17 protein-coding genes are annotated in these 17,645 nt (G+C 69.4%); 5 read left to right on the plus strand and 12 right to left on the minus strand.

The genetic code is table 11. From position 1 onward, the window contains the following. Nucleotides 1-545: 545 nt before the first annotated feature. From B4589_RS11330 to B4589_RS11345, 4 genes are all read right to left on the minus strand, one after another. The gene (locus B4589_RS11330) at nucleotides 546-980 is read right to left on the minus strand and encodes a DUF5807 family protein (RefSeq protein ID WP_079234376.1); all 435 of its coding nucleotides are present in this window, start codon (nucleotides 978-980) and stop codon (nucleotides 546-548) included. Nucleotides 981-1,020: 40 nt separating this feature from the next. Next, on the minus strand, nucleotides 1,021-1,488 hold the full coding sequence (locus B4589_RS11335) for a hypothetical protein (protein WP_079234377.1): 468 nt from the start codon (nucleotides 1,486-1,488) through the stop codon (nucleotides 1,021-1,023). An 18-nt stretch (nucleotides 1,489-1,506) separates the two neighbouring features. Further along, on the minus strand, nucleotides 1,507-1,902 hold the full coding sequence (locus B4589_RS11340) for a 30S ribosomal protein S6e (RefSeq protein WP_079234378.1): 396 nt from the start codon (nucleotides 1,900-1,902) through the stop codon (nucleotides 1,507-1,509). Between the two features lie 70 nt (nucleotides 1,903-1,972). Further along, entirely contained in the window at nucleotides 1,973-2,467 is a 495-nt protein-coding gene (locus B4589_RS11345; RefSeq protein ID WP_079234379.1) for a hypothetical protein, read from the minus strand. 84 nt (nucleotides 2,468-2,551) lie between these two features. On the opposite strand from B4589_RS11345, the gene B4589_RS11350 reads away from it, so the two are divergent. Further along, the gene (locus tag B4589_RS11350; protein WP_079234380.1) at nucleotides 2,552-2,881 is read left to right on the plus strand and encodes a hypothetical protein; all 330 of its coding nucleotides are present in this window, start codon (nucleotides 2,552-2,554) and stop codon (nucleotides 2,879-2,881) included. Nucleotides 2,882-2,887: 6 nt separating this feature from the next. On the opposite strand, the gene mutL is transcribed toward B4589_RS11350, so the two are convergent. Together mutL and mutS are read right to left on the minus strand one after the other, a co-directional pair. Beyond that, complete coding sequence (gene mutL / locus B4589_RS11355) at nucleotides 2,888-4,555, minus strand: DNA mismatch repair endonuclease MutL (protein ID WP_079234381.1); 1,668 nt, start codon at nucleotides 4,553-4,555, stop codon at nucleotides 2,888-2,890. Further along, on the minus strand, nucleotides 4,552-7,242 hold the full coding sequence (mutS, locus tag B4589_RS11360) for a DNA mismatch repair protein MutS (RefSeq protein ID WP_079234382.1): 2,691 nt from the start codon (nucleotides 7,240-7,242) through the stop codon (nucleotides 4,552-4,554). The genes mutL and mutS overlap by 4 nt, the downstream gene beginning before the upstream one ends. 109 nt (nucleotides 7,243-7,351) lie before the next feature. Here mutS and B4589_RS11365 point away from each other — a divergent pair, with 109 nt between their 5' ends. Beyond that, nucleotides 7,352-7,765 (plus strand): response regulator, encoded by a 414-nt coding sequence (locus B4589_RS11365; RefSeq protein WP_143414327.1) that lies wholly within the window; start codon nucleotides 7,352-7,354, stop codon nucleotides 7,763-7,765. Here the strand turns inward: B4589_RS11365 and engB are convergent. The 4 genes from engB to B4589_RS11385 all read right to left on the minus strand — a co-directional run bounded on the left by engB (nucleotide 7,758) and on the right by B4589_RS11385 (nucleotide 11,795). Then, nucleotides 7,758-8,381, minus strand: a complete 624-nt coding sequence (gene engB / locus B4589_RS11370) for a GTP-binding protein EngB (protein ID WP_079234384.1) — start codon at nucleotides 8,379-8,381, stop codon at nucleotides 7,758-7,760. The genes B4589_RS11365 and engB overlap by 8 nt on opposite strands. A gap of 111 nt (nucleotides 8,382-8,492) precedes the next feature. Then, nucleotides 8,493-9,464, minus strand: a complete 972-nt coding sequence (locus B4589_RS11375; RefSeq protein WP_079234385.1) for an ABC transporter ATP-binding protein — start codon at nucleotides 9,462-9,464, stop codon at nucleotides 8,493-8,495. Continuing rightward, a complete protein-coding gene (locus B4589_RS11380) occupies nucleotides 9,461-10,684 on the minus strand; it encodes an ABC transporter permease (RefSeq protein ID WP_255246079.1) in 1,224 nt (407 codons plus the stop codon). The genes B4589_RS11375 and B4589_RS11380 overlap by 4 nt, the downstream gene beginning before the upstream one ends. 37 nt (nucleotides 10,685-10,721) lie before the next feature. Further along, complete coding sequence (locus tag B4589_RS11385) at nucleotides 10,722-11,795, minus strand: extracellular solute-binding protein (RefSeq protein WP_079234386.1); 1,074 nt, start codon at nucleotides 11,793-11,795, stop codon at nucleotides 10,722-10,724. Nucleotides 11,796-11,905: 110 nt separating this feature from the next. Between B4589_RS11385 and B4589_RS11390 the strand changes: the two genes are divergently transcribed. After that, nucleotides 11,906-13,351 (plus strand): TIGR00341 family protein, encoded by a 1,446-nt coding sequence (locus B4589_RS11390; RefSeq protein ID WP_176330523.1) that lies wholly within the window; start codon nucleotides 11,906-11,908, stop codon nucleotides 13,349-13,351. On the opposite strand, the gene B4589_RS11395 is transcribed toward B4589_RS11390, so the two are convergent. Continuing rightward, nucleotides 13,249-14,214, minus strand: coding sequence for an NOG1 family protein (locus B4589_RS11395; protein WP_079234387.1), 966 nt, complete (start codon nucleotides 14,212-14,214; stop codon nucleotides 13,249-13,251). The two genes, B4589_RS11390 and B4589_RS11395, sit on opposite strands and share 103 nt — an antisense overlap. 354 nt (nucleotides 14,215-14,568) lie before the next feature. Between B4589_RS11395 and B4589_RS11400 the strand changes: the two genes are divergently transcribed. After that, entirely contained in the window at nucleotides 14,569-16,104 is a 1,536-nt protein-coding gene (locus B4589_RS11400) for an ammonium transporter (RefSeq protein ID WP_079234388.1), read from the plus strand. Next, on the plus strand, nucleotides 16,097-16,447 hold the full coding sequence (locus tag B4589_RS11405) for a P-II family nitrogen regulator (protein ID WP_079234389.1): 351 nt from the start codon (nucleotides 16,097-16,099) through the stop codon (nucleotides 16,445-16,447). The genes B4589_RS11400 and B4589_RS11405 overlap by 8 nt, the downstream gene beginning before the upstream one ends. A 2-nt stretch (nucleotides 16,448-16,449) precedes the next feature. Here the strand turns inward: B4589_RS11405 and B4589_RS11410 are convergent, their stop codons facing one another. Next, complete coding sequence (locus tag B4589_RS11410; RefSeq protein ID WP_079234390.1) at nucleotides 16,450-17,619, minus strand: CBS domain-containing protein; 1,170 nt, start codon at nucleotides 17,617-17,619, stop codon at nucleotides 16,450-16,452. Nucleotides 17,620-17,645 lie beyond the last annotated feature (26 nt).

Raw genomic sequence — 17,645 nt, forward strand, 5'->3', positions numbered from 1 at the left:
ATGCCACGGGGCTTGACCCCGAGGCGGTTCACTCGGTGAGTGCCGTTCGGGAGCGCGCTCTTTTCGGGGATTGGGTTGATGGTGTCGACGACCGCTACGGCAACAGCATCTCGATCGTTGACTTCTGAGACCGCAACTGCGACAGCAACAGCATCTCGTTCGTAGACCACTTGCGACCGCAGTGCGCCGGACACGAGGTCCGGCGCTGGAAAGGAGTCCCCAACCCTCCCCCCGCGTCGGCGACAGGTCGCCGACGCGAGGCGTCCACCGCCACTGCGGTCGCTGTCGGCGCGTGACGTGAGTCCCTCCGTGGACGAACGAGCGCGCGAGGGACGACCGACTGAGCGAAGCGAAGGAGGGAGTCGGCTGGGGAGGTCCGAGGCCTGTGCGTCGCGGTTGCGGTCGCAAGTGGTCTAGCATCGAGGAGCTGTCGCTGTCCCAGTTGTCAACGACCGAGACGCTGTTGCCGTCGCTGTCTGCGGTCGCTGCTCCACCCTAAAACGCAGTTCCGGAACGACAGAACACCCCGAAAACCCGACCCCGAACTACTCCTCGGAACGCGACCCAACGACCCACTTCTCGGAGTACGACTCCCCACACGAGCACTTCGCATACGCATGAATAACGTCGCCGTCGGCGTACATCCCGCCGACCTCCGGGTTTTCGGCCTCGGCGAACGCGAACACGTACTGGACCTCGTGCTCCTCACCGTCCCCTTCCGGACACTCACCACCGGCCAAATCGGCGTCGACGCTGCCGCCCTCGCCCATCGCCTCCTTCGCGAACCCCATCGCGTCCTGCCCGGTGCCGGCGTCGAACAGCTTCCGTCCCTGGTCACCGGGGCGGACGAGCACGACGCCGCCGTCGACCTCCTCGCCGGCGTCGGCCAGCTTCCCCGCCTCGTCCAACTGGTCCTCCGCGAGGAACAGCGCCACGTCCTCCAGCCGCTCGCCCGCGAGGAACTCCGAGAGTTTGCTCATACCCCGACGACGCGCCTGAACGGGAAAAACCGACCGCGTTTCAGTCGAGGTCGAACGGGTCGGCATCGTCGCTCCCACGACCGCCGTCCAGATCGCTCGCGATATCCTGCAACGACCCACCGGGACCGCTCGTGTCGCGGTAGAACGCCCGCTCGCCCGGCAGCCGGAGGCCATAGCGCTCGCCGGGGTCGATCTCGTCGACTTCGACGGGGTCGCCCTGTTCGCGCCCCTGTTCCTGCAACCACTCGACCAGTCGGTTCGCCGCCCGGCCCGGGTCCCGGGCCTCGCTCTTGAGGTCGTACGCGCCACGGAGCAGGAACCCCGAGCGGTCATCCCGGATCTCCGCGTGGTACTCCTCGCCGTCGACGACGACGCGGACGAACGAGCCGGGGTCGAGGGTCAGATCCGCCGGCAGTCGCAGGCAGGGCCGGCGCGTGCCGCCGCTGCGGGCGACTTCCGCCCGTTCGGTGCGAACGCTAGCGTGGTCGCTGGGGATGCGATCGGGCATCGAAAATCGAGTGAGAACTTACTCCTCGTCTTCGTCGGCGCCCTCGCCGAAGGCGGCGGCGACGTCCTCGTCGCCGACGACCTTGGCGTTGACCTGCGCGCTCTCCTCGCTGAACTCGGCGCCACGCACCGTGACGCGGCGGCGCTCGCCGTCCTTCTCGGGGTGGTAGCCGACGCCGCCCTCGAGCAGCAGCTCCTTCAGACTCGAGCCGGCGACGTCCTCCCGCATCGGTCGGCCGGCGGCGTCAGAACCGCCGGTCAGCTTCAGCGTCGACTCCGAGAGCCCGACGACGTCGCCGTCGACCTCCTCGCCGAGCGAGCGCCCGAGGAAGCGGTTGGCGTCCTGTCCGTCGACCTCCGTCTGGTACGTGGTCCCCGTGTCGGGGTCCGACACGACGAGCTTGAGTTCGGCCATATGCGAAAATCTCGGCCGCGGCTGAAAAACACGTCGAAACCGCCCGTTCCGGCGCCCGTGGGCGACCGCGCTACGCCTCGCCCGGTAGCAGCGCCTCGGGCTGTCGCTGCACGAACAGCACGCGCTCGCTGTCGTCCAGCGGCCGGACGTACAGTCGGCTCTCGCCCGCGTCCTCGATCCGCAGCACCGTCTCCTCGGCGTCGTCGATCTCGTAGTAGATCGGGATCAGCACCGCCCGGCCCGCGTCGGCGGCTTTCATCACGACGACGGCGAACACGACGCCGTTCGCTTGCGCGTTGTACGCCTCGTACTCGTCGAACTCGGCGCCGTCGACGGCCTCCTGCACCGCCTCGAACTCGTTGCCCGGCACGAGCACGTCGAACCCCGTTCGGTCGTCCTCGTACCCCTCGTCGGTCGCCAGCCGCGGCAGCGGCGTCACCGCGCCGGGGCGGAGTTCGACGGTGTCCCAGCCCTCCTCCCGGAGCTCTGCCGCGGTGGCCTGCATGTCGTCGATGGTGTCGTCCCAGAGGTCGGTCATCCCCTCTAGCGGGTGTCCGGGGTCCATGCCCGGGTAACGGCCCGTCACGGGTGAAAAGGGTTCGCTTGCGGGACGCCAGCGCTTAACCCCCCGCCGCCCTCACTCGGGAGCATGAGTGACGACGCCAGCCTCACCGACTTCGCGGGGAGTGGGGGCGGCGGGGACGACGCCGGCGACGGGGCGAACGATCTCGAGGACGAGCCGAGCGACGCCGAGGACGGAACGCCCGACCCGGACGACGCTCCGGACTCCGACGACTCTAGCGACGCCGAAACCGCCGAGGAACCCACCTTCACCTACACGTCGACGCCCGACGGCGCCGAGTGTGCATCCTGCGGCGCGGTGGTAGAGAAGCGCTGGCACGCGGGCGAGGGCGGGACGACGGACGATCCGGATCTCGATCCGGACTCGCTGGTCTGTCCGGACTGTAAAGAGTGGTAGCGGTGATTACTCCCGCTCGAACCCCGCAGCCAGCGTCTCCTCGGTCACACTGAGCACCGTCGGCCGGCCGTGCGGGCAGGCGAACGGCTGCTCGCACTGTCCCAGTCGCTCGACGAGCGCCTGTGCCTCCTCGGTTTCCAGCGCGTCGCCGGCTTTCAGCGACGGGTGACAGGCCAGATCAACCAGTGCGTCCTCACGAGCATCATCCGGATCGTCGCCGCTCGCGAGCGCCGCGAGGGTCTCACGGAACGCCCCCATGTCGGCGGGGCGACCCAGCGGCGCCGGGACCGACGAGAGCTTCACCGTCGTGCCGCCGAACGGCTCGGCGTCGAACCCTAGCGCCGCGAGTTCGTCGGCGTGCTCCTCGACGACCGCAGCCTGGGCGGGCGAGAGCGAGACCGTCTCCGGCGGCGAGAGCTCGGCGCGTTCGATCGCCTCGCCCGAAACGGCGGCCTGCAAGCGCTCGAAGTTCACTCGCTCGTGGGCGGCGTGCTGGTCGATCACGAGCAGGTCGTCGTCCTCGGCACAGAGAACGTACGTCTCGCGGAACTGCCCGACAACTTCCGCGTCGGCGAGCGCTGAGTCGTCCTGCTTCGGCGCGAGCGACTCCTCGAGTCCCATCGCGACCTCGCCGGAGCGCCGCAGGTCCGCGGTCGTGAGCGCGTCGTTCACTCCGGTCTCGACCGCCGCCTCGACCGCGTCGCGAGCTGAAAGTGCGACCTCCGCCTTCGCTGGGTGGACGTTGGCGTCGACGGTCTCCGGCGGCAGCGACACCGAAACGACCACGATCGGGTGGCGGCCGTCGGGCAGCAGCGTGCCGTAGCCGCGTTCGACCGCGCGGCGGAGCCCCTCGTCGACGACCGGGCGGTCGTTGATCGCGGTCCGGAGGTGTGATCGATCCGCGCGTGTGGTCGAGGGGTAGGCGAGGATACCCTCGACGTGGACGACCGATCCGTCCGCGTCGTCCGACAGCGTCGTCTCGTGGGTGAACGTCGTCGACCGCGCGGCGACGTGGCGGTCGTAGACGGCCGCGAGCGCGTCGGCAAAGGCGCCGCTGCCGGGCGTCTCGAACACCTCGCGGCCGTCGTGCTCGAGCGAGAACGACACGTCCGGGCGGGTCAGCGCGTAGCGCGCGACCAGTTCGGAGATCTTCGCGAACTCCGCGCCTTCGCCACCCAGCGACTCGCGGCGTGCGGGGCGGTCCGCGAACAGCTCCCGGACGATCACCGTCGTCCCGCGGGCGCGCCCAGCGTCGGACACCTCGATATCCCCGTTCTCGTCGACCACGAGCCGCGTTCCGGGCTCGCTCCCGTCGCTGGTGATCAGTTCGAGTCGTCCTGCATCGGCGATGCTCGGCAGTGCCTCGCCGCGGAAGCCGAGGCTCGTGGTCGCCGGCAGTTCGGCGGCGTCCCGGAGCTTGCTCGTCGCGTGGCGCTCGACCGCGCGGGCGGCGTCGCCGCGGGCCATCCCGTGGCCGTCGTCGGCGACTCTGATCCGTTCGGTGCCGTCGCCGTCGACCTCGATTCGGATCGACTCCGCGCCGGCGTCGAGCGCGTTGTCCAGCAGTTCGCCGACGACCCGCGCGGGCCGGGTGATCACCTCGCCGGCGGCGATGCGGTCGACCGTCGCCTCGTCGAGGTGCTCCACGGTCCGCGGGTCGGCCTCGTCGCTCATTCGTCCGTGACGCGGTTCTGGAGCTCCTGTAGGCGGTTCAACGCCTCGATGGGGGTGGTCCGAGCGAGGTCGAGCTCGCGGAGTTCGGCCGCGACCTCGTCGGCTTTGGCGCCCTCCGGCTCGGTTCCGGGCAGCGTCTGCTGGCCCGGGGGTGGGGAGGGGGCGGCGTCCGGATCGGACGGTTCGGAGCCCGCGCCGGCCTCCGCACCCGAATCGACGCCCGCGCCGTCAGTGGCGGCCTGCGTCGGTTCCGGCGCCGGGTCGGTCGTCGCCTCCGCAGCCGTCTCGTCGTCCTCGACCAGCTCCCGCGAGCGGTCGACGACTGGCTCCGGAACGCCCGCCATCCGTGCGACTTCGACGCCGTACGAGGAGGAGGACGGCCCCTCGTCGACGCGGTGGAGGAACGTTACGTCGTCACCGTCCCGGATCGCGGTGAAGTGCAGATTGAACACCCGTTCGCGCTCGTCGGCCAGCGCGGTCAGGTCGTGGTAGTGGGTCGCGAACATCGTCCGGGCGCCGACCTCGTCGTGGAGGAACTCCGTCGCCGCGCGGGCGATCGCGAGGCCGTCGGCGGTGGAGGTGCCACGGCCAACCTCGTCCAGCAGCACCAGCGAGTCCGCGGTGGCGTCGTGGAGGATGTCCGTGAGTTCGCTCATCTCGCGCATGAACGTCGACTGCCCGCCCGCGATGTCGTCGCTGGCGCCGACGCGGGTGAACACCCGATCCAGCACGGGCAGGTTCGCGGACTGTGCGGGCACGAACCCGCCCGCCTGCGCGAGCACGCAGATCAGGCCGACCTGCCGCATGTACGTCGACTTCCCGCTCATGTTCGGGCCGGTGACGAGCGCGACGCTGCCCGCGGGCAGTTCGGCGTCGTTGGGGACGAACTCCTCCTGGGCTTGTGCGACCACGGGGTGGCGCCCGGCCTCGATCTCGAGTGGCTGGTCGCCGTCGTGGAACGTGGGTCGGCAGAAATCCGGGCCGACGGCGACGGTCGAAAGCGAGAGCAGCGCATCGAGATCGGCGAGGTCGTCCGCGAGCCCCTGCAGGCGGTCCGCCGCGTCGGCGACCTCGGCGCGGACTTCACGGAAGATGTCGTACTCCAGCGCGTCGGCGCGCTCGGCGGCGCCCAGGATCTCGTCCTCGCGCCGGCGGAGCTCGGGCGTGACGAACCGTTCCGAGTTCTTCAGCGTCTGGCGCCGGCGGTACTCCTCGGGCACGTCGTCGAGGTGGCTGTCGGTCACCTCGATGTAGTAGCCGTGGACCTGGTTGTGGCCGACGTCGAGGTTGTCGATCCCCGTCCGCTCGCGCTCCTTCGCTTCGAGGTCGGCGACCCACTCCCGCCCCTCGCGTTCGGTCGCGCGCACCTCGTCGAGCTCTTCGTCGAACCCGTCGCGGATCACGCCGCCCTCGGTGATCTCCTGGGGCGGGTCCTCGGCGACCGCGCTCTCGATCAGCTCCCGGATCTCCGCGAGTTCGTCGAGGTCGTCGCGGAGTCGCCCGAGGCGGTCGGAGTCGGCGTCCTCGAGCGCTGCCTTCAGCTCCGGCACGATCGCGAGCGTCCCGGCGACCGAGCGCAGGTCGCGGGCGTTCGCACGTTCGCGGGAGATCCGTGACACCAGCCGTTCGAGGTCGTATGCGGCGCCGAGTTCGTCGCGGAGCTCCTCGCGGAGGAGCGTCCGGGTCGACAGTTCGTCGACGGCGTCGAGTCTGGCTTCGATCGCCCGGCGGTCGACAAGCGGCCGGCGGAGCCACGACGCCAGCCGGCGGCGCCCCAGCGCACAGACCGTCTCGTTCACCGTCTCGAACAGCGTGTCGCCGTCGCGGTCGCCGCCCGCGCGGTTCTCGAACAGTTCGAGGCTGCGCAGTGCGGCGGCGTCCAGCCGCAGGCAGTCGGCGGGGTCGTAGCGCTGCACCCGCGAGACGTAGTCGAGCGGGCCGTCGTCGCCCTGCGTGTACTCGGCGTACGCCAAGAGGCCGCCCACCGCGCGGACCGCGACCGTCGCGAACCGATCCGGGTCGGCGTAGGAATCGAGCGTCTCCCGGGCTTCCTCGACGGTGAACGCGTCGCCGCCCCAGTCGGTGACCGGGCAGTCGGGATTTATCTCGGATGCGTCCGGGCCCGCGAGCAGTTCCGCGGGGCCGACGCGGGCGATCTCCTCGCGTGCGCCCGCTCGGTCGGCCACGGCGGCGACCCGACACTCGCCGGTGGAGACGTCGACGCTGGCGACCGCGAACTCCTCGCTCTCCTCGGCGCCGACGACCGCCGTCACGTACGTCGAATCCGGCGAGAGCAGTTCGTCGTCGACGACGGTGCCGGGGGTGATGATCTGGGTGACCGCGCGCTCGACGATCCCGTTGGTCTCGCTGGGGTCCTCGACCTGATCGGCGATGGCGACACGGTGGCCGGCGTCGAGCAGGCGTTCGACGTACTCCGCGGCGTTGTCGACGGGGATCCCCGCCGCGTCGTAGGTGCCCGTGGAGTCCTCCCGCTCGATCATCGTGAGCTCGCAGAGCCGGGCGACCTCCTCGGCGATCTCGCAGAACGTCTTGTAGAAATCCCCCACCCGGAACAGCACGAGCGCGTCGTCGTGCTCCCGGCAGCGATCGACGTACTGCTGGAGCATCGGCGTGAGCTCGTCACGGCGCTCGTCGAGCTCCGTTGGGGGCCCGGTGACCGCAGACATGCCCGAAGGAGGGGGGCCGAGGCGGAAGAGCGTTACGCGAACGGCCGCGCTCGGTCGCGTCCACGCCAGGACCCAAACTGCTTAGGTACGGAACTTACCCACTGGGCCCGTGTCAGAGGTACGTGCATCGATGGAGTCGAAATCCGCTTCGGGGGGAGTGGGGACTCTCGCCGACACGAACCGAGTCGTCGTCGTGGGGGAGAACAGCCGGAACGTCGGGCTGATGACCGACGCCCTCGCGGGCTACGAGGTCACCGCCGTGACGGCGCCGGCGGAGCTGAACCCCGTGCTGTCGGGGGCGCTGCCCGCCTGCGCCGTCGTCGTCGACACGGAGACCGTGACCGACGACGTGACCGCGCTCGTCGAGGGCGTGCTCCAGCGGGACCTGCCGGTCGTGCTGCTGGCAGGGGAGGCCTCGCCCGGTGTCCGCGAGGACGCCATCGCCACCGAGGGCGTGGTGTTCCGCGAGAAACCGCTTCGGAGCGCGGACCTCCGGGCAGCCGTACGCGACGCCGTCAACTGACGAACTGCAGGAGTTCGTCGCGCTTGGCGTCGCGGAAGCGCTGTCGGAGGGCCTCTTCCAGCGGCTCGATCGACCCACTTTTCGCGGTGATCGGACAGATCCTCTCTCGGTACTGCTGCCACGGCGGGAACAGTCCGAGCCTGTCACAGAGGTCGTCCAGCCGCTCGTCGCGGTCGTCGACCTTGTCCATCTTGTTCACCGCGACGATGGGGTCGATCCCAACGTCCTGCAGGAAGTGGAACATCTCCACGTCGTGGGGGATCTCGTCGTTGGAGCGGTGGCGGTCGATGATGTCGATCACCGCTTTCCCGTCGACGACCAGCACGCCCGCGAGGATCTTCTCGGCGTTCTCCTCGACGTAGCGCACCACGTCGGTCTTGATCTGTTCACGGTGTTGCTCCTCGACGCCGGACATGAAGCCAAAGCCCGGCAGGTCGGTGAACATGAAGTCCTGGCCGGCCCAGTCGTAGTGGTTGGGCTGGCGCGTCACCCCCGGCTTCCCCCCGGTGTCGAAGCTGTGGCCCGTCAGCTCCCGCATCAGGGTGGATTTCCCGACGTTCGACCGGCCGACGAGGACGACCTCGTCCCCGCGGTCCGGTCGGCTCTCGAACGGCATGGGGAGTCGTAGCCGATTGCCGGGGTTAACGCTCACGGGTCGCCGTGCCGGGTCAGTAAACCGGATAAAGCGATAGGGAATAGCTCGGTACGGACTCGAAGGCGGCCGGCGTCAACAGGGATGGATCTCCTCACGAGGGAGCGTGATCCGGACCGCCTCCCCGACGCTCGGGGGATCCGCACTGAAGGCGTCGACCGTGACCCCGTCGAACGACAGCGTGACACGGTTGGTGGCGTCCTCGCGGACGACGCGTTCGACCGTGGCCCGAACGTCGCCCCCGTCGCCGTCGATCGTGATCGCCTCGGGGCGGATCGCCGCGTGATCGGCGGTGTCGAATCGGTCGTCGTCCAGGAGTGCCCGGAGTGACGACGACTCGGCGAGTTCGACGGTGTTCGCGCCCGTGAACGTCGCGACCGTCGGCGACGCGGGCCGCTCGAACACCTCCTCGGGTGTCCCGCGCTGGATCACCTCGCCGTCGATCATCACGACGATCCGGTCGGCGATCGCCCGCGCAGTCGTCCGGTTGTGCGTGATGTACACCGCGGTCACGTCCGCGAGCACGTCCGCCAGATCGTCCCGGAGCGCCTGCCGCGTCGGTACGTCCAGCGCCGCCAGCGGTTCGTCGAGCAGCATCACCGAGGGGGTTATCGCGAGCGCCCTGGCGAGCGCGACCCGCTGTTTCTCCCCGCCCGACAGCGTCGGCGAGTACCTCTCGGCGAGGTCGCCGACCCCCAGCTCGTCGAGCAGCGCGTCGGCGTCGCGGGTCTGCTCGTGGTAGCGGGTGCCGTACTCGACGTTCTCCCGCACGGACATGTGCGGGAACAGCGCGTAGTCCTGAAAGACGAACCCGAACTCGCGGCGTTCGGGCGGAAGATCGTCCACCCGCCGCTCGTCGGTCCGGACCGTCCCCTCGTGAGCGTGGAAGCCGGCGACGGTCTCGAGTAGCAGTGTCTTCCCGCTCCCACTCGGGCCGAGGACGACGAGCGTCTCGCCGTCGTCGACGTCGAAGCCGGCGTCGACGGTGAACGCCTCCGCGCCGTCTGCGGTGAACGTCGCTCGCACGTCGGCGTGGAGATCCGTCATACGACGCCACCCCCGGCGGCGCCGTCGTCGGTGAGGTACCGAACGACGAGGAAGATGACCGCCGAGACGCTCAGGAGGATGAACGCGACCGCGCCGCTCTCCGACAGCCCGCCTTGGAGGTAGGTGTTGTAGACGAACACCGGCGCGTGCTGGGCGGTGACCTGCTCGCCGGCGATCGGGTAGAAGAACGACACCGAGTAGGCGACGACCGCGACGGCGCCGAACTCCGAGACTGCTCGGGCCCACGCGAGCACGCCGCCGGTGACCATCCCCCGAACCGCCAGCGGGCCGAGGACCCGGCGGAACGTGTCCCACTCGCTCGCGCCGTGGATTCGGGAGGCGTAGCCCAGCCGGTCATCGATCGATTCGAACGCCTCCCGGGTCGCGTTCACGGCGTAGGGTGCCGAGACGAATGCCATCGCCAGCACCATCCCCGCCATCTCCCCGAGGACGGAGACGTTGGGGAACGCTCCGCCCTGCCCGAAGCCGAACAGGATGATGATGCCAGCGACCGAGTGGGGCACCACCAGCGGGAGGTCGACGAGGCTCTCGACGAACGGCTGGCCGGGGAACCCCTTCGAGAGCAGGTACGCCAGCGGGACCCCGAGGACGAGGCTCAGAAGCGCCGCCAGCAGCGGGCCGTAGACGCCGAGGTACAGCATCCGGTGGACGTCCGGATCGAGCAGCTTCTCCGCGACGATCCCGGGCTGCTGGCGCGCGACGAACAGGAACAGCGGGAGCCCGAGCGCCACCAACAGCACGGTCCCGAGCGTCGCCGCCGCCACGGTGAACCCGCCGTCGTCGAGCACGAACGCCGTCGAGAGGATCGCCGCGGCGACGTAGTAGCCGTACCACGCGGGCGTCCCCGACACGACGTTCAGGATCCCCAGGACGAACGAGCCGATACCCGTGGGGTCGGCCGCGGCGACGACGCCGAACGCACCGACGAGCAGGGGCATCAGCAGGGCGCCGACGGCGTAGCCGGCGAGCAGGCTGCCGAACTGGAGCCCGAGCAGCTCGCCCGCCGAGCGGAACGACGGGCCGCGCTCGACGAGGTACGCGACGGCGGTCGCGCTGGCGACCATGAACAGGCCGTACCACGTCGGCCGGTCAGTCAGGTACGCCGCCGCGAAGGCGACCACCTGCAGGGCGCCGAAGCCGGCGACGGCGGCGCCGCCGACACGGGCCGACAGTCGGGCTCGGGCGGGTTCGCCACTCATGGTCGACTGGTGTAGCTCCGGAACATACCGCGCTGGCTCAGAGCTCCAGCGGCCCGAGCGACTCCTGGGCGCTGGCGACCTCCATCACTCGATCCGGGACGGCGTCTTCGCTGCTCGCAGGCACGACGACCGGATCGACGGGCTGGAGGCCTTTGTTCCGCAAGGCTTCGCGGCCGGGTTCGGTGGCGAAGTACCGAACCCACTGGGCACCGAGGTCGGGCGCTTCCGCCACGTCGGGAACGGTAACACCGTACGCGATCGGCGCACCCGTGAACGTCCCCGAGTCGGTCTCGACCTCCGCCTTCGCGTAGTGGTTCGCGTACTCCGAGGTCGCCTTCGAGAGGTCGACCTCGGGCTGCAGGTCGATGTACGGCATGTCCGCCGTGCTGGAGATCGACTGGTAGTAGAACGCGTAGTCCAGCCCCCCGCTTTTGAGCTGACCCTTCAGTTTCGTCTCGGTGCCCGTCGGGACGGTCGAGTTCTCACGGAGCTGCTGGTACGTCGACTCGTCGTACAGCCGTTCGCCGTCGAACTCCTCTTTCCCCAGTTGCTGGGTCATCACCGCGCGGTACCCGCCGGGGTCGACCGCCGGGTCCGCGTGGCCGACGGTGACGTCGTCCCGCGAGAGGATCTCCCACCAGTTGTCCTTCGAGATCTCGTCGGCGCCAGGGGAGTCCTCGCGGTACTGGATCGACATCGCGTTGGTCGTGAAGATGGCGTACCAGCTTCCGTAGTCCGGGACGATCCGATCCCGGATGAGCCGGAAGTCCGAGACGCCGAGGACGCTGGCCGTCCGCCCCAGTTGGGTGATCTTCTGGGTGGAGGCGACCGACCCCTTGGCTTCCCGCGTCACGTCGACGCCGTACTCCTCCTCGAATTGCGGCTCAACGGCGCTGAACGGGGGGGCGAGCGATCCCGCGTGGAAGATGGTCATCGAGTCCGCCGGGGAGTCGCCGCTCCCGGTCTCGGTCCCGTTGCCGCCGCCGGTCTCGGTTCCGTCGCCGCCGTTCTCGGTCTCGGTGCCGTTGCCGCCGGTACAGCCCGCGAGCCCGAGCGCCAATGCGGTTGCGCTACCTGCGAGGAATGACCTCCTCGTTCGTTGTTCTGTCATAACCATAACGGCGTTGTTCTCTTAATTGTATAACGATTGTGCTCTCGTCCATCGGCGGTGGCGTCCATCCCCACCGCCGCCTATTTGCCCGGTCCCCGAGAGACACAGCCGTGCGACTCGTACAGGTGATGATCCCCGCCGGGAAGCGCGAGGCCGTGCTCTCGGTACTGGACGAGAACGGGATCGACTACGCGCTGTCGGACGAGACCAGCGGCCGGCGATACACCGCGCTGGTCTCGTTCCCGCTGCCGACCAACGCCGTCGAGCCGATCCTGGATCAGCTCCGCGAGGAGACCGGGATCGACCGCGACGCCTACACGGTGGTGCTCGACGCCGAGACGGTCGTCTCCGAGCGCTACGAGCGGTTGGAGAAGGAGTGGACCGAGGGGGAGGAGGGCGAACGCATCGCCCGGGACGAGCTGGTCACGCGAGCGTCGGACCTCGCGCCGGACTGGATGCCGTTCATGGTGATGACGGCGGTCAGCGCCGTCGTCGCCACCGCAGGCCTGCTGCTCGACTCGCCGGCGGTCGTCGTCGGCTCGATGGTGATCGCCCCGCTGATCGGGCCGGCGATGGCGACCAGCGTCGGCAGCGTCGTCGACGACCGCGAGCTGTTCCTCCGGGGGATCAAACTCCAGGTCGTGGGCGCGCTGCTTGCGGTCGGGAGCGCGGTCGCGTTCGCGGCCGTGCTGCGGTTCGGGAACATCGTCCCGATGGGGGTCGGTGAGGTGTTCGCGATCGGCGAGGTGCGCGAGCGGCTCTCCCCGGGCGTCCCGTCGCTGGTGGTCGCTCTCGCGGCCGGGATCGCCGGCGCGCTCTCGCTCTCCTCGGGGGTCTCCTCGGCGCTGGTGGGCGTGATGATCGCCGCGGCGCTGGTGCCGCCGACCGCGGTCGTCGGCATCGGGATCGCGTGGGGGCGACCGGGCGCCGTCGTCGGCTCGGCGGTGCTTGTCGCGGTGAACTTCCTCTCGATCAACCTCGTCGCGCTGGCGACGTTCTGGTACCAGGGGTACCAGCCCGAGCAGTGGTTCCGGGTCGGCGAGGCCCGACAGGACACGATCAAACGTATCGGCGCGCTCGCGCTCGCGGTGCTAATCCTCTCGACGGTGCTTGCGGGCGCGACGTACGCCTCGATGCAGCGCGCGGCGTTCGCGGACGACGCCCGCGCGGAGACGGAGGCGCTGCTGACCGAGGAGCCGTCGCTGTCGCTGGTGTCGTTCGAGGTCGAGCACGGCGCCGCGTTCCCGTTCCGGAGCCCCGAACGGGTGGTAGTCGTGGTCGGGCACGAGCCGGGCGTCGATCCGCCGCCGCTGGCCGACCGGCTGGCCGAACGGATCGACGCGATCGAGAACGGGCGTCTCGGGCTCGGAAGCGGCGAGAGCGTGCAGGTCGCGGTGCGGTACACCGCCGTCGAGACGGCGGGCGGTGCGTCGGGGAGCGACGCGTCGACGCCTCAGGCGTTACGGGAGGGCGGGATGTCGGGCTCCCAGTCGACGGCCTCGACGAGGCTGTCGAGCACGCCGTCGACGTTCTCGCCCTCGGTCACGCTCATGTAGGCGTCCGCGTCGACGTCGGTCGACACGTCCGATTTGTTGCAGACGGTGACGACCGGCGCGTCGAAGCGCGCCTCGAGTTCGTCACGCAGTTCGAGCTGGGCGTCGAGCGGGTAGCCACACTGGCCGGAGGCGTCGACGACGAACAGCACGGCGTCGGCGAGGTGGCGCAGCGCGGAGACGGCCTGGGCCTCGATGTCGTTGCGCTCCTCCTCCGGGCGGTCGAGCAGCCCCGGCGTGTCGACGATCTGGTAACGGATCCGGTCGCGGTCGAAGTGGCCGACGTGGACCGCCGTCGTCGTGAACGGGTAGGACTCGATCGCGTTGCGCGCGTTGGTGACCGTGTTGACGAACGAGGACTTCCCCACGTTGGGGTAGCCCGCGACGACGATCGCCGGCTCGTCCGGGCGGATGTCCGGCAGCGTCTTGAGTTCGTCCCGGGCGTCGCCGACCGCGCGCAGGTCGTCCTCGATCTCGTCCATGATGTCGGCCATCCGGGCGAACGCCTGTTTGCGGTGTTTCTTGGCGGTCTCGGTGTCCGAGTTCCGGATCTTCGAGGCGTACTCGTCGCGGAGCTGTTCGATCTGGTTGCCGGCCCAGGTCACCTCGCTGAGCGCCTGCCGCAGGCGGTCGACGTCGACGATGGCGTCGGCCAGTTCGTAGTAGAACGGGTCGACGTAGTCGAAGTCGGGCCAGGCGCCGGCCACGTTCTGGAGGTTGTCCGAGAGGATGTTCCCCGCCGTGCGCAGCATCGCTTCCTGTGCCTCGTAGGGGTCTTTCGCCCGCCCCGTCCGGGAGGCCCGGGAGAACGCCTTGTCGAGGAGTTCCTCCGACCTGGGCGTGGTCGGGAGATCTTCGAAAGTCATCGATTACGGGAGTGTAGCCGGCCAGCGCGTAAAAACGCGTCCGTTCGGGGAACGATCCCGTCGCGACGAACGGCGACGACTGGCCACACGAGACAGGAACGACCAATCTATCACGATTTTACAGTACGAATACGGTAGTTATGACCTTATTATTTGCTATCTCTACCAATATTCACGACAGAAGTTTAGATACGCAAGCGAGTTATTACGTACCACGAACTGCAGAGCTTCGACCGCAATGGACGAAACGAACGTAGCAGTTTTACCCGAAGAGCACGAAAGTTGTGCGGATATCTCTGGATTCAGTGCGTACTTCCGGCAGCAAATCGCGTCCGAGCACGGAGGTGATCGCTGATGCCCGTCGAGCCGGCGGTCGCGGAGGGGATCAACACGGTGTGGGCGCTCGTGGTCGCGTTCCTGATCTTCTTCATGCAGCCGGGGTTCGCGCTGCTGGAGGCCGGGCAGGTCCGGGCGAAGAACGCGGGCAACGTGCTGATGAAGAACATGACCGACTGGACGCTGGGCGTGCTGGCGTACTTCCTCGTCGGCTTCGGCCTCTCGGTGATCGTCGCCGCGCTGACGAGCACCTCGCCGCTCGACATCGTGGGCGCGTTCGCCTACGTCTCCGACTCGGGCGCCTGGATCGGCTGGCTGGTCGGCGCGGTGTTCGCGATGACCGCCGCGACGATCGTCTCCGGCGCCGTCGCCGAGCGGATGTCCTTCGGCGCGTACGTGTTCGTCGCGGCGGCGATGACCGCGGTGATCTACCCGGTCGCGACGGGGCTGACGTGGGACGGCGGCCTGCTGGCCGCGGGCGACAACCCCGGCTTCGTCGCGGACCTGATCGGCGTCGGCTACCTCGACTTCGCCGGCGCGACGGTCGTCCACATGCTCGGCGGGCTCGCGGGGCTGACGGCCGCGTACATGGTCGGCCCGCGCAAGGGTCGCTTCGACGAACACGGCAACAGCCAGCCGATCCCCGGCCACTCGATGCTGCTTGCGGTGCTGGGGACGCTGATCCTCGCGTTCGGCTGGTACGGGTTCAACGTCGGCACCTCGGCGATCTTCGACGGCAGCAACGAACTGCTGAGCGCCCAGCTCGGTCGCGTGGCGCTGAACACCACGCTCGGGATGGGCGCGGGCGCGCTGGCGGCGATGGCGATGTCGGCCTACCGCCAGGGGAAGCCCGACCCGCTCTGGACCGCGAACGGGCTGCTTGCGGGGCTGGTCGCGGTCACGGGTGCGGTCCCCCACGTGACGTGGTGGGGCGGGCTGATCCTCGGCGGCCTCGGCGGCGCCATCGTCCTCCCGACGTACCGCTTCGTCGTGGACGAACTCGGCATCGACGACGTCTGCGGCGTGTTCCCGGTCCACGGCGCCGCGGGCGCGCTGGGGACGATCCTGATCCCTGTCTTCGGCGTCCAGGGCGGCTCCTGGGCGTTCCTCGGCGTCGATCAGCTGCTGATGCAGATCGTCGGCGTCGCGATCCTCGGAACGTGGGCGGTGGTCGGTACCGGGATCGCGTTGACGATCGCCGACGCGCTGTTCGGCCTGCGCGTGAGCGAGGAGGAGGAGGAGCTCGGCCTCGACGAGGGCGAACACGGCGTCTCGGTCTACCCCGAGTTCACCGGCGACGGCGCGCCCGAGCCGACGGTGACCGCCGACGGCGGGAGGCCGTCGCAGCCGACCGACGGGGCCGACGGCGGGCGCGTCGAGACCGACGGCGGTGTCCCGACCGGCGTCCCGATGGGCGAGCCGATTCCCGACCGCGACGGCTCTGCAGCAGGCGGCCGGACTTTGCCGCCGACCGACGGGATCGTCGACTGCGGGAGCGCGCCGCCGGAGATCGCCGATGCGGACGACGCCAACGGAGGTGAGACCGATGAGTGAGGACGTGGAGCTGGTGATGGCGGTCGTCCGGCGGGAGAAAGTCGGCGACGTGAAGGCGGCGCTTTCGGAGGTGGGTGCACCCTCGCTGACGGTGACGGAGGTCAGCGGCCGGGGCTCACAGCCCGCCAAGACCGAGCAGTGGCGCGGCGAGGAGTACACCGTCGACCTCCACGAGAAAGCCAAGATCGAGTGTGTGGTCGCGGACGTGCCCACGTCGGACGTGGTCGCCGCGATCTGCGACGCCGCCCACACCGGCGAGAAGGGCGACGGGAAGGTGTTCGTGCTCCCGGTCAGCCACGCGGTGCAGATCCGGACCGGGAAGGAGGGCCCTGAGGCGGTGTAACGCTACGGCTGGCGGGGGAGTTCCTGCCCGCTCAGCCCGGCGAGCCCGCCGCTCGTCTGGGAGATGTTGAACGCCATCACGAGGTCGGTCTGGGAGAGCAGCCCCACAAGGTTCCCCTCCTCGTCGGCGACGGGGAGGCGACCCGTGCGGTGGGACTGCATCGCGTCGAGCGCGTCCATCAGTTCGCTGTCGGGGTCGAGCGTGGGCGCGTCGTAGTTCATCACGTCCTCGACCAGGTAGGCGTCGCGTTCGACCTCGGGGATGGATTTGGTGTCCTCGAGCGTGACCATGCCGACGAACTCCCCGTTGCGCAGCACGGGGTAGCCGACGTGGCGGTCCTGCAGCATCCGCTGGATGAGTTCGGCGACGGTGGTCTCCTCGTCGACGGTTTTCAGCTCCTCGGCGGGCGTCATGATCTCCCGGACGGTGACGCCCTCGAACGCCGCCTTCAGCACGGTGCGCTGTGCCTCGCTCGAGGCGCCCATGTAGATGAAGAAGGCGACCGCGAGCAGGATCAGATCGAACCCGATCAGGCCGACGAAGCCCAGCAAGATCGCGAACCCCTTACCGACCGTCGCGGCGATCTGTGTCGCGCGGACGTGCGAGCGGTTCCGCGCGAGCAGCGCGCGCAACACCCGGCCGCCGTCCATCGGGAAGCCGGGAAGCATGTTGAACGCCGCGAGCATCACGTTCACCAGCGCGAGGTAGCCGAGCACGAACTGGACCGCGGGGAGGCTCGCGGGTGTCACGACGAACGCGGCGTAGGAGACCACCCCGACCGCGACGCTCACGATCGGCCCGGCGACCGCGACCGAGAACTCCTGTTTCCAGTCCTCGGGCATCTCCGTGAACTGGGCGACGCCGCCGAGCAGCCAGAGCTTGATCGAGTCGATCTCGAACCCGTAGCGCATCGCCACCAGCGAGTGACCCAGTTCGTGGAGCAGCACGCCCACGAACAGCCCGATCGCCGACGCCGTGCCGAGGATCCAGGGGGTGTTCCCCTCGGCCAGCGGCGCCTCGCCCGGCACGGTGGCGGGGAGGATCCCCAGGATCTCGACCCAGAACTCCACTTGCGAGCCGATCACCCACGCGAACAGCGGGAGCACGAGGAGGAACGTCACGTCGATCTTGATCGGGATGCCGTAGATCCGCCCGATCTGGAAACTGGCCATGTGTTACGGTAGCGCGCCGCCGCAGG

Source organism: Halolamina sp. CBA1230 (assembly GCF_002025255.2).
In the GTDB taxonomy this organism is placed as follows: domain Archaea; phylum Halobacteriota; class Halobacteria; order Halobacteriales; family Haloferacaceae; genus Halolamina.